The organism is Micromonospora matsumotoense, from assembly GCF_050951065.1.
Classification (GTDB): domain Bacteria; phylum Actinomycetota; class Actinomycetes; order Mycobacteriales; family Micromonosporaceae; genus Micromonospora; species Micromonospora matsumotoensis.
In genome coordinates this window covers 1,969,254-1,983,191 of record NZ_CP192025.1, presented here as the reverse complement: position 1 = coordinate 1,983,191, position 13,938 = coordinate 1,969,254, and the positions used below count along the sequence as shown (strand labels likewise).

Below are 13,938 nucleotides of genomic sequence, written 5' to 3'. Positions count from 1 at the left end.
TGGCCGGGGCCCGCTGGGGCCCGGCCACCGGTGGAGCGGTTGTGCTCAGCTCGCGGTGCAGGTCACCGTGGGCGTCGGGTTCACGCTGTTCCCGCTGCCGATGAAGCCGAAGGCGGCGCTGGCCCCGGCCCCCAGCCGGCCGTTGTAGTCGACGTTGCGGGCGGTCACCGTGCTGCCGCTGCTGCTCAGCGTCGCGTTCCACGACTGGCTGACGGTCTGGCCGTTGGCGAAGGTCCACTTCGTCGTCCAGCCGTTGATGGCCGCGCTGCCGGCGGTCACCCTGACCTCGCCCTGGAAGCCGCCCTGCCACGAACCGATGGGCGTGTAGGTCGCGGTACACCCACCGGTCGCGGGCGGGGTCGTGGTCGGCGGGGTGGTGGGTGGCGTGGTCGGCGGGGTCGTCGGTGGGGTCGTGGGTGGGGTGGTCGGCGGGGTCGTCGGGGTGGTGCCGGAGTAGACCGACGCCTCCTTCGAGGTCGACTTGATGCCGTTGACGCCGTTGAAGATCCGCTGCCCCCAGGTGGTCAGGGCGGCCGGGTTGAAGTTGGTGGTCATGTCGAGGTATTCGACGCCGCCACCGTTGCCGCTCCACGACCAGCCGAGGTAGCCGATCCCGTTGGCCTGGGTGTACGACAGGATGGTGTCCTCGTCGGGGTTGCCGTCGGAGTGGTCGAAACCGAACTCGCCGACCACGATGGGCAGCTTGGCGGTACGGAACCGGCCCAGGTAGTCGCTGATCTCGGCGGCGGTGTCGAAGACGCCGTACATGTGGATCGAGAAGACGGTGTTCTTCTGCGGGTCGGCGGCGAACACCCCGGCCGCGTTGTCGCGCATGGTGAACGACCAGTCCTGACCCCAGTTCGGCGCGTCCACCATGATCGTGTGGGCGAGCCCGCCGGCCCGCAGCCGCTTGATCGCGTTGGCGTTGTCCGTGGCCCAGGTGGCGAAACCCTGGTTGCCGTACGGCTCGTTGCCGATGTTGACGATGACGTACCGCTCCTGGCCCTGCAGGGCGCTGGCGATGCTCAGCCAGTAGTCGACCGCCCGGTCCAGGGTGATCGCCCCGGCCTGCTCGCCGTAGCCGGTGGTGTCGTGCACCTCCAGCACGCAGATCAGCTTGTTGGCCTTGCAGAGCGAGATGACGTTGCTGACGTCGGCGGCGGTGTTCTTGGTCCAACGGTCACCGCTGGCCAGCACCACCCGCACGGTGTTCGCGCCGAGCGCCTTGATGTTGGCGAAGGAGGTGGTCTGCTGCGGATACCAGGTGTGGGCGTGGTTGACGCCCCGCATGATGAACTCGTTGCCGTTGGCGTCGTAGAGCTTGCCACCGGAGACCGAGAAGCCGGCGGCGGCCTGAGCCGGCTGCCCGAAGGCGAAGACGGCGGCGAGGACGGTGAGCAGGGCGACGCCGGCGACGGAAAGTCGCTTCTTCATGGGTTTCCTCAGGAAGGGTCGACCCCGTTGCCCTGGCGGGGTGCCGATGCTGGTGACGGTGGCGCTCGGCTGCAGCCCGACAGCCGCCGCCGGAACTCCCTGGCCGCGTGCGGATCAGCGTATGCCGATGGGATCGGGAAGGCAACCGGTTAAGTTACTCAGCCATTTTCCGCCGACCCTGTGGCGACCCACCGACCATGGGCCGCCACAGGGGGCGGTCATCCCCACCACAGGATGTGACACCACCAGCCTGAACCGGTTAAGTCGGACCTTAGACGCCCCTCGCGGGACCGTCAAGAGGCACCCCGTCGGGCGGGCCGGCCGCGCATCCGAGGTTGACCGGCACCGGGCAGGGGTATCCGGTGACGATCGTCGCCCGGAAGGAGAAACCAGGATGGTCCGCGTCGGCTACACCCTGATGTGCGAACAGACCGGCCCGAAGCAGTTGGTCGACCACGCGGTACGGGCGGAGGCAGCCGGCTTCGACCAGCTGGTCATGTCCGACCACTACTACCCGTGGCTCGACGCGCAGGGCCACTCCCCGTACGCCTGGTCGGTGCTGGGCGCGGTCGCCCACGCCACCAGCCGGGCCGAGCTGATGTCCTTCGTGACCTGCCCGATCCGCCGCTACCACCCGGCGGTGGTGGCACAGAAGGCCAGCACGATCGGGGTGCTCTCGGACGGGCGGTTCACCCTCGGCCTCGGCGCCGGGGAGAACCTCAACGAACACGTGGTCGGCGGCTGGCCGCACGTGCAGCAGCGGCACGAGATGTTCTCCGAGGCGCTCCAGATCATCCGTCCGCTGCTCAACGGCGAGACACTGACCTTCTCCGGCAACCACTTCGACGTCCCCGACGCCTACGTCTGGGACCGTCCGGAACGCCCCGTGCCGATGGCCGTCGCCGCGTCCGGGCCGTCCTCGGCCGCGCTGGCCGCCGAGTACGCCGACGGCATCGTCGCCACCGAACCCGACTCCCGGATCATCCAGCTCTATGACGACGCGGGCGGCGTCGGGCAGCCCCGCTACGGCCAGGTGGCCATCTGCTACGGCCCCGACGAGGCCGAGTGCCGCAAGATCGTGCACGACCAGTTCCGCTGGTTCGGCAACGGTTGGAAGGTCAACGCCGACCTGCCCGACCCGGACGCCTTCGCCGCCGCCACCCAGTTCGTCCGGGAGGAGGACGTCGCCGACGGCATCCCCTGCGGCCCGGACGTCGAGCGGCACGTCGAGGCGTTCCGCGCCTTCGTCGACGCCGGCTTCACGCACGTGGCGGTCCTGCAGGTCGGCGGGGACAGCCAGCCGATGTTCCTCGACTGGGCGCAGGAGAAGTTGCTGCCCCGGCTCCGCGAACTGTGACCTCCGTGGCGGGTCGGAACGGGTCGCGTACCCGTCCCGACCCGCACCCGACCGGCGCCGGCCCCGGCGCATTGCGGCGCGCCCTCGCCGCGCCGCGCCCGACGGCCGGCCTGGGTGGGGACTCGGTGGCGTCCCACCCGACGGCCGACGTCAGCCGGAACCCCTCCGTGCCCCGCCGGAGAGCGGCGTTGACAAGTGAGTTCCGCCTCGTCGACCGGCTCCGCACGCACACCCGGCGTTCCGCCGACCCGGTGGCCCCCGACACACCCCCGGTGCTGCTGGTGCACGGGCTGGCCGTGTCACACCGCTACCTCACCCCGCTGGCCGAGACGCTCGGCACCACCCACCCCGTATACGCGCCGGACCTGCCCGGCTTCGGGCTGAGCGCCCGTCCCGGCCACTCCTACGACCTGCGGCAGCACGTCGCCCACCTGCTGGCCTGGCTCGACGCGTACCGGATGCCGCCCGTCTGCCTGGTCGGGCACTCGTTCGGCGCAGAGGTGGCCGCCGCGCTCGCCGTGGCCCGCCCCAGGGCGGTCCGGGCACTGGTGCTGGCCGGTCCGACCAGCGATCCGACCGCCCGCTCCCGCCGGGGGCTGGTCGGGCGGTGGCTGGTGGACACCCTGCGGGAGTCGCCCTGGCAGGCGCCGATCCTGTGCCGCGACATCCTCGACGCCCGGCCGTGGCGGGTCGCCACCACCGTCTCGCACTCGGTACGCCACGCGGTGGAGGCGGACCTGGCCCGGATCACCGCGCCCACCCTCGTGCTCGCCGGGGAACGGGACCCGATCGTGCCGCCCCGGTGGCGTGCCCAGGTCACCCGGTTGGTGCCGGACGCCCGGCTGGTCACCGTGCCCGACGTCGCCCACAACGTGCTCACCACCGCCCCCGGGCCGGTGGCCGAGGCGATCCGCGACCTGCTCGACCCGAACCCGAGAGGGTGAGCCATGCGCTTCGGTAGCACCCAGATCCGACCCCTCGGCGGCGGCTTCGGCTGCCTCCTGATGATCCTCTTTTCGGTGCTCGCCTCGATCGCCCTGACCGTGCTGGTCAACCTGCTCCTCTGACGACGGCGGAACCGGATCTGGTGCCGCACCCGACGTCGTGCCCCACCGAGCCGGACGGCAGCAGGACCCCCGAGCAGCGGCTGCCGCACACGCAGCATGGTGGGTACCACTTGCCCGGAGTAGACATGCCTGCTTGTCATATTCATGCCCCGGCGGCATAGGGACGTGCCGAGGTGGTGACTCCGCTCCCCCACCGGACAGAGTGCCCCGCAGGGTGCACCGCGTCGCCGACCGGGGCGGTCCACCAAGGCGCAAAGGCACCAGGATGAGCCCCGGCTCGGTGCGATGGCCGGTGCGGCTCGGTGCGATGGCGTGCAGCCGGCAGGCATTCGCGACGAGCCCGTCAGGCCGGGTCGAGGTTCAGCTCGGCGACGACCGGGTAGTGGTCGGAGGCGTACTCGGTGTCGCCGCCGCGTACCACGTGGAAGTCCCGCAGCCGGGCGGCGAGCGCCGGGGTGCCGAGCAGGTAGTCCAGCCGCATGCCGGAGAACTCGACGCCGCCGCCGTGCCGCGTCGGCGCGGTCAGCCCGGCCTCGACCGCCCCGCCGGCACGGGTCGGGTCAGCCAGCCCGGCGGCGCGGGTCCAGAGGTCGACCAGGCCGGCGGCGAGCAGCCGGGCCACCGCCCTGGTCTCCACGGTCCGCCCGTCGCGGCGCAGGTGCCGTCGCCGGTACGCCGCCGGCAGCCGGGCCACCCGGTCGGCGTGCTCGGTGCCCGGGTCGAGGGTGTTCAGGTCACCGGCGACCAGCGCCAGCTCCCCCGGCGCGCGGCGCACCGCCCCGACGAGCCAGCCGGCCTCGACCCGCCGCCGCAGCCCGGTGTACGGGTCGAGATGCGTGCTGAGCACGGTGAGCGGGCCGGCGGCGGTGGCCAGTTCGACCCGCTGCGCCGCGTGGTGGAACGGTCGGCGGACCGGCCCGGCGGAGCGGGTCCGCCAGGGCGGGCGGACCAGCACCGCCACCGGCTGACCGAAGCAGGTGCGGGCCAGGTACGGACGCATCCCCACCCGGTCGGCGAACCCGGCCAGCACCCCCGGCCGGTCGAAACCGCGCAGCTCCTGCACCGCCAGCACGTCGGGGGCCTGCGCGGCGACGACCCGGCACACCAGGTCCCGGCGGTCGGGGCCGGTCCGGTCCCGACCGCCGGTCCTGATGTTCCAGCTCATCATCCGCAGCACGGTCGACGACTCACTCCGGCCGGCCGGCCTTGGCCAGTTCGTCGTCCAACTCGTCGACCTGTTCCGACTCGATCTCGGGTCGGTTGCCCTCGTAGACGTCGGCGTTGGGTCGGATAACCCAGTAGAGCAGGCCGATCCAGAGGCCGCTGAGGATGAGCGCGCCCATGAAGTCGGTCGGGTGGTGCATCCCCCGGTACATCCGGGAGACCGCCACCCCGACCGGCATGATCACGGCCAGCGCCACGAAGAGCCACCGCCACCAGCGGTCGGTGCGGACGAACACGATGATCGCGATGACGAGCCAGAGGCAGGCGGTCGCCGCGATGTGCCCGGACGGGAAGGACGAGGTGGGCATCTGCCCGTCCAGGTTCTCCACCGCCGGGCGGGGCCGGTCCACCACCCGGGCGGAGGCGAGGAAGAGGCTCAGCTCGCCGAAGAGCGCCAGCACCACGAAGAGCACCGGCCGCCACCGCTTCCAGATGGCCAGCACCAGCGGGCAGAAGACCAGCGAGACGATCAGGATGGCGTGGGTGTCGCCGAACTTGCTCCACCACCAGCTCAGCTCGGTGAGGAAGTCGGTGTGCCGGGCGGCGAACCAGCGCGGCACGTCGGTGTCCAGGGTGTCGAAGATGGTGCCCTTGGCGTGGTAGCTGACGTAGGTGCCGAAGCCGTACAGCGCGCCGAAGACGATCACCCAGCCGACCAGCAGCTCGGCGACGGCGGAGCGGGGGTGCTCCAGCACGTGCTCCTCGGCCGGGGCGGGGGTGATCTTGTCAGCGGCCTCCGGCTCCAACCCCTCGCTCAGCGGTGGCACCGGCCGGCCACGCTCACGCCGCCACAGCCGGAAGGCGTACGCGGTGACGCCGAGCCAGGCCGCGCCGAGCAGCCAGCCGCCGAACACGTCGGAGACGAAGTGCACGCCGAGCGCGATCCGGGTCAACCCGATCAGCGTCACCAGCACGGCGGCGATGGCGATCGCCGGCTTGCGCCACCGGGGCGCCATGGCCGGCAGGAAGACCAGCAGCAACGCCCCGTACGCGACGAACGAGCCGAGCGCGTGCCCGCTGGGGAAGCTGTTGCCGGGGGCGCTGGCGACCGGCACGTCGACCACCGGGCGGAGCCGGCCGACCAGGGCCTTCAACGACGGGTCGAGGATCAGCCCACCCACCCCGGTCACGATCAGATAGACCGCCAGCCGGGACTGGCGACGGATCAGCAGGGTCACCACCGCGATGGTGACCAGCCAGATCAGCATCGGTCGGCCGCCCAGGTCGGTGACCGCCTGGAGCACGGTGACCAGCGCGTGGTGCGGCGCGACAAGCCCGTTGACCCACTCGGCCGCCTCGTGGTCGGCGTGGTACATCGGGCTCCACTTGAAGCGGACGAGCATCAGCAGCAGCCCGAAGGCCACGCCCGCGCCGGCAACGGCCAACAGACCGACGACGCTCCGTTCGGCGAAGTGGCCGAGCGGCCGTCGGGCCGTCGTCTCCTTGACCGCGGTCAACCCGCACCTCCCTGCGTCAACGTGGCGAGGCGCGCTGTACCCGATTCCGCCACCTCGTACACGCCCGTCCGGTGTGGCGGGGTCAGAGTGCGGTCATGTCACCGGTGTCGAGCAGCTCCTGCCGCTCGGCCTCGGGCTCCCACAGGTCCGGCTGGGCCGGCTCCGGAGACCCGATCCGCATCGCCTCCAACTGGGCGGCGAACGACAACCCGCCGAAGAGCGCCATGCCGGTGAGGTTCGCCCACAGCAGCAGCGCCATCATCCCGGTCAACGCCCCGTACGTCTGGCCGAAGCCGCCGCCGACCTTGACGTACGCGGCGAGCAGCAGGCTGGCCAGCCACCACAGGGCGGTGGCGATGCCCGCGCCGAAGAAGAGCCAGGACAGGCCGGGCTGCTTGCGCCGGGGCGCGTGCCGGAAGATCACCGCCACCGCGACCACGGTCAGCACGAGGCTCAACGGCCACCGCACCACCTCCCAGAGGCCGGCGGCGAGATCACCCCACTCGTAGTGGCGCTGCACCGACTCGCCCATCTCCCCGCCGCCGACCAGGATCAGGAACCCGGCCAGGGCGGGCAGGCCGGCGACCACGGCGAGCGCGGCCGCCCGCAGGTACTTCCACAGCGCGGGGCGGTCCCGTTCCACGCCGTAGATCCGGTTCGCGCCGCGCTCGATCTGGGCCATCGTGGTGGTCAACGCCACCAGGCCGGTGAGCAGACCGAGGGTCAGCGCCAACTCGCCGGTGCTCTCGGTGCGGTCGCCCTCACCGAGGAGATCCTGCACCATCTGCTCACTCTGCCCGGGAGTCAACGCCAGCACGGTGTCGGCGACCACCCGGCCACCCTCCTCGACCCCCAGGTCGCTGATCAGGCCGGTGAGCGCGATCAGGAACGGCACCACGGCGAGGCAGAGTTGCAGGGCGAAGGCCCGGGAGTGGCTGAACCCGTCGCCGTAGCGGAACCGGATGAACGCGTCCCGCAGCAACTGCCAGCCACCGAGTCGGCGCAGCGTCCGCCAGGCGTCGTCGGCGGAGAGTTCGTCCGCCGCCATCAACCGGGTCTCGGGGACGAGCTTGGTGCTACTCACGGCGGGCTTCCTCGACCAGCTTCTCGCCGCGCTGCGCCGCCGCGTCGGCGTCGTACGCCAGGTCGGGGTCATGGGCCGGGCGCGGCACGCAGAGCCAGAGCGACTCGGGTTTGATCTCCGCGGTCAGGGTGCGGCCCGGCGCGATCAGGTCGCCGTCGAGCTGCCGGGGCTGGGCCCGGTTGCTGGTGATGACGACCTTCCTGGCCCGGTGGACCTCCATCCGGGGGACGCTGCCCTGCCGGCGGACCAGCGCCCAGCCCATGGCGAGCCAGTGCCGGACCCGGTTCGGGGTGAGCACGGCGACGTCGAGCCAGCCGTCGTCGGGCTCGGCGTCGGTGAGCAGGCGCACCCCGCCCTGGAGCCGCCCGACGTTGGCGACCAGCACGGTGCGGGCCCGGCGGCGCATCGGCGGCCGGTCGTCGATGCGGATGGTGAGCCGCATCGGCCGGTCCCGCAGGTGCTTCGCCGCCCCCACCACGTAGGCGGGCCAGCCGATCCGGGCCTTGGTCGTCTCGGAGGTGTCCGCCAGCATCTGCGCGTCGAAGCCCATCCCGGCCATCACCGCGAAGCACCGGTCGTCGACGACGCCGACGTCGAGTCGGCGTCGTCCGCGCTCGACGGCCACCTCCAGGCCGGCGGCCAGGTCGTTCGAGAGCCCCAGGTTGGCGGCGAGCAGGTTGCCGGTGCCCTGCGGCAGCACGGCGAGTTCGACGTCGGTGCCGGCCAGCGCGGTCACGCAGGCCATCACGGTGCCGTCGCCGCCGCAGGCGAAGACCAGCTCGGCGCCCGCCTCGACGGCCTGCGTGGTCTGCCCCCGGCCCGGGTCCTCGGCGGTGGTCTCGTACCAGGTCGGGGCCGGCCAACCGGCGGCGGCGAGCGACTCGTCCACGGTCCGGCGGAACTCGTCGAGATCAGTCACCTTCGTCGGGTTGACCACGACCGCCGAGCGGGGGGCGCGGTCGTCGCCGGTCACCGTACGCTTCTGCTTTGCACCGTCCACGGCGTCAGTGTGCAGCACCCCGGCCGGGTCAGCGACCCGACGACGACCGACGTTGCGTTGACCGCAAACAGGTTTGATCCGGGTCGGGACCGACCCGACCGGTCAGGCCGCCGTCCGCAGCGCCAACTCGACACGTCGGCGCAGATCGTCGAGGTCCACGCCCGCCTCGGTCAGCACCACCGCACCCAGGCCGCCACCCTCGCGGAGCACGCCGAGCAGGAGGTGTTCGGTGCCGATGTGCCGGTGCCGCAGCCGGAGCGCCTCGCGCAGCGCCAACTCCAGCACTTTGCGGGAACGGGGCGAGAAGGGCCCGCCGACCGGCCGGCGCAGCCGCCACCGTCGACGTGGGGCCGGGACCGCCTCGCGCAGGGCGTCCGGGCCGAAGTTGTCCTCGATCCGGGCGACGATGGCCGCGAGGTCGATGCCGATCTCGCGCAGCGCGGCCGCGTCCGCCTCGCCGAGCCCGATCCCGCCGGCACCGACGTGCCGCCGGATCCGGGCGCGCAGGTCGTCGGCGTCGACGCCGGCGGAGGTGAGCACCCGGCTGGCGAGCGCATCGGTGTCGGCCAGGACGGCGAGCAGCAGGTGTTCGGTGCCGACGGGACGTCGCCCGTCGCGCTGGGCCTGTTCGACCGCGCTCCGGACGACGGCACGGGCCCGATCGGTGAACCGCTCGAACATCATCCCTCCCAGGTTCCTCGGACCGCCGGTCGCCCGGCGTGCTTCTTGTGGACCGCCTGCCGGCTCACCTCGAGCGCGTCGGCGATCTCCTGCCAGGACCAGCCCTGCCGTCGGGCGTTGTCCACCTGGACCACCTCCAGCCGTTCGAGGAGCCGGCGCAGGGCGAGCACCGCGCGCAGGCCGACCCGGGGGTCGGTGCTGCCGGCGGCCGCCGCGAGTTCCGTAGCCTGACTCATGCCGTCAACTTACGTTGACAATCCCACCCTGTCAACCTCAGTTGACGCAATCGACCTGCGCCGACACGACGCCGGACGCCCGGTCCGGGCCTGCGACGGTGCTACCGTCCGCTGGTGTTCCGTCGCCGTACCGCCGACCAGCCCGTCGAGGCGGCCCGCCGGCTGCCCGTCGGCCGGATCGAGTGGGAGGTCGCCGGCGGCACCGTGGCCGGCCACCGCTACTCGGCCAACTTCGACGCCCTGCACGTCGACCCGGAGCTGCCGTTCGCGGTGGTCGTCGACGGCATGGGCGAGGGCGAGGGCAGCCGGGTCGCCGGCAGCACCGCGCGGGACACGCTGTGCGAACTGGTCCGCGCCGGCTGGCCCGCCGTCGGTCCCCGCCAACTGCGCGCCGCGATCACCGAGGCCCAGATCCGGGTACGCCGGGCCGGCGCCGCCATCGACGAGCTGGCCGGTTGCACGCTGACCGCGCTGCTCGCCGAGCCCGACGGCGAGCTGGCCTGGATCGTGCAGCTCGGCGACTCCCGGGCCTACCGGCTGCGCGACGGGCTGCTGGAGCTGGTGACCGTGGACCACACGATGGCCTGGCTCGGGGTGCTGCACGGCTGGTGGCCGGCGGACTCCCGGGAGGCCGCCCGCGCCCGCTACCAACTGCTGCGCTATCTCGGCCATCCCGACCGGCCGGACCCGGACCTGCTCGGGGTGCCGCTGCGCCCCGGCGACACCTGGCTGCTCTGCACCGACGGGGTCAGTGACCAGCTCGACTACCACCGCCTGCGGGAGCTGCTCGCCGAGCCGGACCCGACCCGGGCGGTACGCGCCCTGCTCGCCGCGACCCTCGCCGAGGGTGGCAGCGACAACGCCACCGCCGTCGTGCTGCGCGTACACCCGGCGACCGGAGGGCGTCCGTCCGACTGATCCGGCTCCACCCGCCGGCCGACGCGACTAGCGTCGGTGGGGACGGCGTGGCCGTGCCGTGCGGGACGCCCGGGAGGTGAACCGGATGACCGGGTCCACGGACGCTCCGGTGGTGGTCGGCATCGGACCGACGCCGGCGGACCTCGCGGTGGTCCGGCTGGCCGCCCGGGAGGCCGCCGCGCACGGGCGGGAGCTGACCCTGCTGCACGCCTTCAACTGGGAGGCCGCGTTGGCCGGCCCGACGGTGGCCGGCACCCGCGACGCCGCCGAGGAACTGGTCGCCCGCGCCGCCACGGCCGCGAACGAGGTCGCACCAGGGCTGCCGGTCAGCGGTGAGATCGTCGAGGGGGCACCGGTCGGGATCCTGGTCCGCCGCTCCGGGACGGCGTTCCTGGTGGCCATCGGGGACGGCGGGATGGCCGGCTGCGGCGGCTGCGTACCCGCCGACGCGCCCGCCGTGCAGCTCGCCGCCCGCGCCGGCTGCCCGGTGCTGGTGGTCCGCCCCGAACCACCACCGCCGGGGCCGGTGCTGGTCGGCGTGGACGGCTCACCCAGCTCCCGGGCCGCGCTCGTCTTCGCCTTCGGCTGTGCCGCCCGCCGCCGGGCCCGGGTCATCGCGGTGCGGGTGGTCGAGCCGGGACGACCCGACGACCGCGACGACGTGCTCGACGCGCTGGTCGCCCAGGCCCGCCGGCACCATCCGAACGTGCCGGCGGAGTGCCACACCGTACGCGGCGATCCCGGGGCCGTCCTGGTGGAGCAGTCCCGGTCGGCGCAGCTGGCGCTGGTCGGCGCCCGCGGTGACGAGCCGGGGCGGGGAATGCTGGGCGAGGTGAGTCAGACCCTGCTCTACCACGCGCCGGCACCGGTCATCGTCGTCCGTGGACTGGTTTCCGCCGTTCCGGGCGGGGCATGACGTCCCCAAGGGCCGGGACCAACGGCCCTGATCGATGACCCCGGGAACGCGAAGACTGGGTCTGCCCGGGGCGAAACGACGCTTCCGGGTGCAGAACTCCCCGACCCGCGAGAGGCTTTGGCAGCATGGACACCGCTCTCGACCTGCACAGCCCCCTGACCGACGACGAGCTGCGCCGGCTGGACGCCTACTGGCGGGCGGCGAACTATCTGACCGTCGGGCAGATCTACCTGCTGGACAACCCGCTGCTGCGCGAGCCGCTGGCCCCCGAACACGTCAAGCCCCGGCTGCTCGGCCACTGGGGCACCAGCCCCGGCCTCAACCTGCTCTATGCGCACCTCAACCGGGTCATCGTCAACCGTGACCTGTCGGCCATCTTCGTCACCGGCCCCGGGCACGGCGGCCCCGCGCTGGTCGCCAACACCTGGCTGGAGGGCACCTACAGCGAGCTCTACCACTCGGTGAGCCGCGACGAGACCGGCATGCAGCGGCTGTTCCGCCAGTTCTCCTTCCCCGGCGGCATCCCGAGCCACGTGGCGCCGGAGGTGCCGGGCTCGATCCACGAGGGCGGCGAGCTGGGGTACGCGCTGAGCCACGCCTACGGCGCCGCCTTCGACAACCCGGACCTGCTGGTCGCCTGCGTCATCGGCGACGGTGAGGCCGAGACCGGCCCGTTGGCGGGCAGCTGGCAGTCGTCCGTCTTCCTCAACCCGGCCCGCGACGGCGCGGTGCTGCCCATCCTGCACCTCAACGGTTACAAGATCGCCAACCCGACGGTGCTGGACCGGATCCCCACCGAGGACCTGCTCAACCAGATGCGCGGCCACGGCTACCAGCCGTACCTGGTCGCCGGGGACGACCCGGCGCAGGTGCACCAACTCCTGGCCGCGGCCCTGGACCGGGCCTGCGACGAGATCGCCGAGATCCAGCGGGTGGCCCGCTCCGGCGGCACCGTCGAGCGTCCCCGCTGGCCGATGATCATCCTGCGCACCCCGAAGGGCTGGACCGGCCCGGCACAGGTGGACGGCAAGCAGGTCGAGGGGACCTTCCGCGCCCACCAGGTGCCGATCGCCGAGGTGCGCGACAACCCGGAGCACCGGGCCGAGCTGGAGCGCTGGCTGCGCAGCTACCGTCCGGAGGAACTCTTCGACGCCACCGGCGCCCCGGTCGCCGAGCTGACCGCACTGCCGCCCAAGGGTGAGCACCGGATGAGCGCCAACCCGGTCACCAACGGCGGGCGGGTGCTGCGGGACCTGACCCTGCCGGACTTCCGCGACTACGCGGTCGACGTCCCCAAGCCGGGCGAGCCGGTGGTCGGCGCAGCCGGGGTGCTCGGCACCTGGGTCCGCGACGTGATCACCGCCAACCCGCAGACCTTCCGGCTGTTCGGCCCGGACGAGGTCGCCTCGAACCGGCTCGGTGCCGCCTTCGAGGTCACCGACCGGGCCTTCGACGGCCGGATCGAGCCCACCGACGACCACCTCTCCCCCGACGGCCGGGTGATGGAGGTGCTCTCCGAGCACCTCTGCGAGGGCTGGCTGGAGGGCTACCTGCTGACCGGTCGGCACGGCATCTTCACCAGCTACGAGGCGTTCATCCACATCGTCGACTCGATGGTCAACCAGCACGCCAAGTGGTTGAAGGTGACCCGGGGCATCCCCTGGCGGGAGCCGATCGCCTCGCTGAACTACCTGCTCTCCAGCCACGTCTGGCGGCAGGACCACAACGGCTTCTCGCACCAGGACCCGGGCTTCATCGACCACGTGGTCAACAAGAAGGCCGAGGTCGTCCGGGTCTATCTGCCGCCGGACGGCAACACCCTGCTCTCCACGATGGACCACTGTCTGCGCAGCCGGCACTACATCAACGTGGTGGTGGCCGGCAAGCAGCCCGCGCCGAACTGGCTGACCATGGACGAGGCGGTCCAGCACTGCCGGCGCGGCCTGGGCATCTGGGACTGGGCCAGCACCGACGAGGGCCAGGAACCGGACGTGGTGCTCGCCTGCGCCGGTGACGTGCCGACCCTGGAGACCCTCGCCGCCGCCGACCTGCTCCACCAGCACCTGCCCGAGCTGAAGGTGCGGGTCGTCAACGTGGTCGACCTGATGCGGCTCCAGCCGTCGTCGGAGCACCCGCACGGCCTGCCGGACAACGAGTTCGACACCATCTTCACCCGCGACAAGCCGATCATCTTCGCCTACCACGGCTACCCGTGGCTGATCCACCGGCTCACCTACCGCCGGGCCAACCACGACAACCTGCACGTGCGCGGCTACAAGGAGGAGGGCACCACCACCACGCCGTTCGACATGGTGATGCTCAACGACCTGGACCGCTTCCACCTGGTCATCGACGTCATCGACCGGGTGCCCGGCCTGGCCGCCCGCGCCGCCCACCTGCGTCAGGAGATGGTCGACACCCGGCAGGCCTGCCGCGACTACACCCGCCGCCACGGCGAGGACGACCCCCGGGTCGCCGAGTGGCGCTGGATCCGGGAGACCCAGCCGGCCCAGTTGGACGGTCAGTGACGCCTTCCGACGCCCGACGTGGACCGGCCGGTGGAC

At 72.5% G+C, this 13,938-nt stretch carries 12 protein-coding genes; 5 read left to right on the top strand and 7 right to left on the bottom strand.

What is annotated here, in order from left to right:
* Positions 1-45: 45 nt before the first annotated feature.
* A complete protein-coding gene (locus tag ACQP1S_RS09000) occupies positions 46-1,434 on the bottom strand; it encodes a cellulase family glycosylhydrolase (protein ID WP_432905113.1) in 1,389 nt (462 codons plus the stop codon).
* 394 nt (positions 1,435-1,828) lie between these two features.
* On the opposite strand from ACQP1S_RS09000, the gene ACQP1S_RS08995 reads away from it, so the two are divergent.
* The gene (locus ACQP1S_RS08995; RefSeq protein ID WP_091251934.1) at positions 1,829-2,791 is read left to right on the top strand and encodes a TIGR03557 family F420-dependent LLM class oxidoreductase; all 963 of its coding nucleotides are present in this window, start codon (positions 1,829-1,831) and stop codon (positions 2,789-2,791) included.
* A 188-nt stretch (positions 2,792-2,979) separates the two neighbouring features.
* Positions 2,980-3,735, top strand: coding sequence for an alpha/beta fold hydrolase (locus ACQP1S_RS08990; RefSeq protein WP_432905110.1), 756 nt, complete (start codon positions 2,980-2,982; stop codon positions 3,733-3,735).
* Positions 3,736-4,201: 466 nt separating this feature from the next.
* On the opposite strand, the gene ACQP1S_RS08985 is transcribed toward ACQP1S_RS08990, so the two are convergent.
* The 6 genes from ACQP1S_RS08985 to ACQP1S_RS08960 form a co-directional block, all read right to left on the bottom strand.
* A complete protein-coding gene (locus ACQP1S_RS08985) occupies positions 4,202-5,026 on the bottom strand; it encodes an endonuclease/exonuclease/phosphatase family protein (protein WP_432905107.1) in 825 nt (274 codons plus the stop codon).
* Between the two features lie 19 nt (positions 5,027-5,045).
* Positions 5,046-6,539, bottom strand: coding sequence for a phosphatase PAP2 family protein (locus ACQP1S_RS08980; protein ID WP_432905105.1), 1,494 nt, complete (start codon positions 6,537-6,539; stop codon positions 5,046-5,048).
* 82 nt (positions 6,540-6,621) lie between these two features.
* On the bottom strand, positions 6,622-7,623 hold the full coding sequence (locus ACQP1S_RS08975) for a YihY/virulence factor BrkB family protein (RefSeq protein ID WP_432905103.1): 1,002 nt from the start codon (positions 7,621-7,623) through the stop codon (positions 6,622-6,624).
* Positions 7,616-8,623, bottom strand: coding sequence for a diacylglycerol/lipid kinase family protein (locus ACQP1S_RS08970; RefSeq protein ID WP_432905101.1), 1,008 nt, complete (start codon positions 8,621-8,623; stop codon positions 7,616-7,618). The genes ACQP1S_RS08975 and ACQP1S_RS08970 overlap by 8 nt, the downstream gene beginning before the upstream one ends.
* A 102-nt stretch (positions 8,624-8,725) precedes the next feature.
* A complete protein-coding gene (locus tag ACQP1S_RS08965) occupies positions 8,726-9,307 on the bottom strand; it encodes a Clp protease N-terminal domain-containing protein (protein WP_432905098.1) in 582 nt (193 codons plus the stop codon).
* Entirely contained in the window at positions 9,304-9,540 is a 237-nt protein-coding gene (locus tag ACQP1S_RS08960) for a helix-turn-helix domain-containing protein (RefSeq protein WP_432905095.1), read from the bottom strand. The genes ACQP1S_RS08965 and ACQP1S_RS08960 overlap by 4 nt, the downstream gene beginning before the upstream one ends.
* A 114-nt stretch (positions 9,541-9,654) precedes the next feature.
* On the opposite strand from ACQP1S_RS08960, the gene ACQP1S_RS08955 reads away from it, so the two are divergent.
* The 3 genes from ACQP1S_RS08955 to ACQP1S_RS08945 all read left to right on the top strand — a co-directional run bounded on the left by ACQP1S_RS08955 (position 9,655) and on the right by ACQP1S_RS08945 (position 13,902).
* Positions 9,655-10,458, top strand: coding sequence for a PP2C family protein-serine/threonine phosphatase (locus ACQP1S_RS08955; protein ID WP_091251944.1), 804 nt, complete (start codon positions 9,655-9,657; stop codon positions 10,456-10,458).
* An 85-nt stretch (positions 10,459-10,543) separates the two neighbouring features.
* Complete coding sequence (locus ACQP1S_RS08950) at positions 10,544-11,374, top strand: universal stress protein (protein ID WP_432905091.1); 831 nt, start codon at positions 10,544-10,546, stop codon at positions 11,372-11,374.
* A gap of 125 nt (positions 11,375-11,499) precedes the next feature.
* Positions 11,500-13,902 (top strand): phosphoketolase family protein, encoded by a 2,403-nt coding sequence (locus ACQP1S_RS08945; RefSeq protein WP_432905088.1) that lies wholly within the window; start codon positions 11,500-11,502, stop codon positions 13,900-13,902.
* Positions 13,903-13,938 lie beyond the last annotated feature (36 nt).

Bases quoted from the DNA above. Each gene is read 5' to 3' on its own strand.
- ACQP1S_RS08950 (WP_432905091.1), top strand. From the start codon at position 10,544: ATGACCGGGTCCACGGACGCTCCGGTGGTGGTCGGCATCGGACCGACG.
- ACQP1S_RS08985 (WP_432905107.1), bottom strand. From the start codon at position 5,026: ATGATGAGCTGGAACATCAGGACCGGCGGTCGGGACCGGACCGGCCCC.
- ACQP1S_RS08995 (WP_091251934.1), top strand. From the start codon at position 1,829: ATGGTCCGCGTCGGCTACACCCTGATGTGCGAACAGACCGGCCCGAAG.
- ACQP1S_RS09000 (WP_432905113.1), bottom strand. From the start codon at position 1,434: ATGAAGAAGCGACTTTCCGTCGCCGGCGTCGCCCTGCTCACCGTCCTC.
- ACQP1S_RS08960 (WP_432905095.1), bottom strand. From the start codon at position 9,540: ATGAGTCAGGCTACGGAACTCGCGGCGGCCGCCGGCAGCACCGACCCC.
- ACQP1S_RS08945 (WP_432905088.1), top strand. From the start codon at position 11,500: ATGGACACCGCTCTCGACCTGCACAGCCCCCTGACCGACGACGAGCTG.
- ACQP1S_RS08965 (WP_432905098.1), bottom strand. From the start codon at position 9,307: ATGATGTTCGAGCGGTTCACCGATCGGGCCCGTGCCGTCGTCCGGAGC.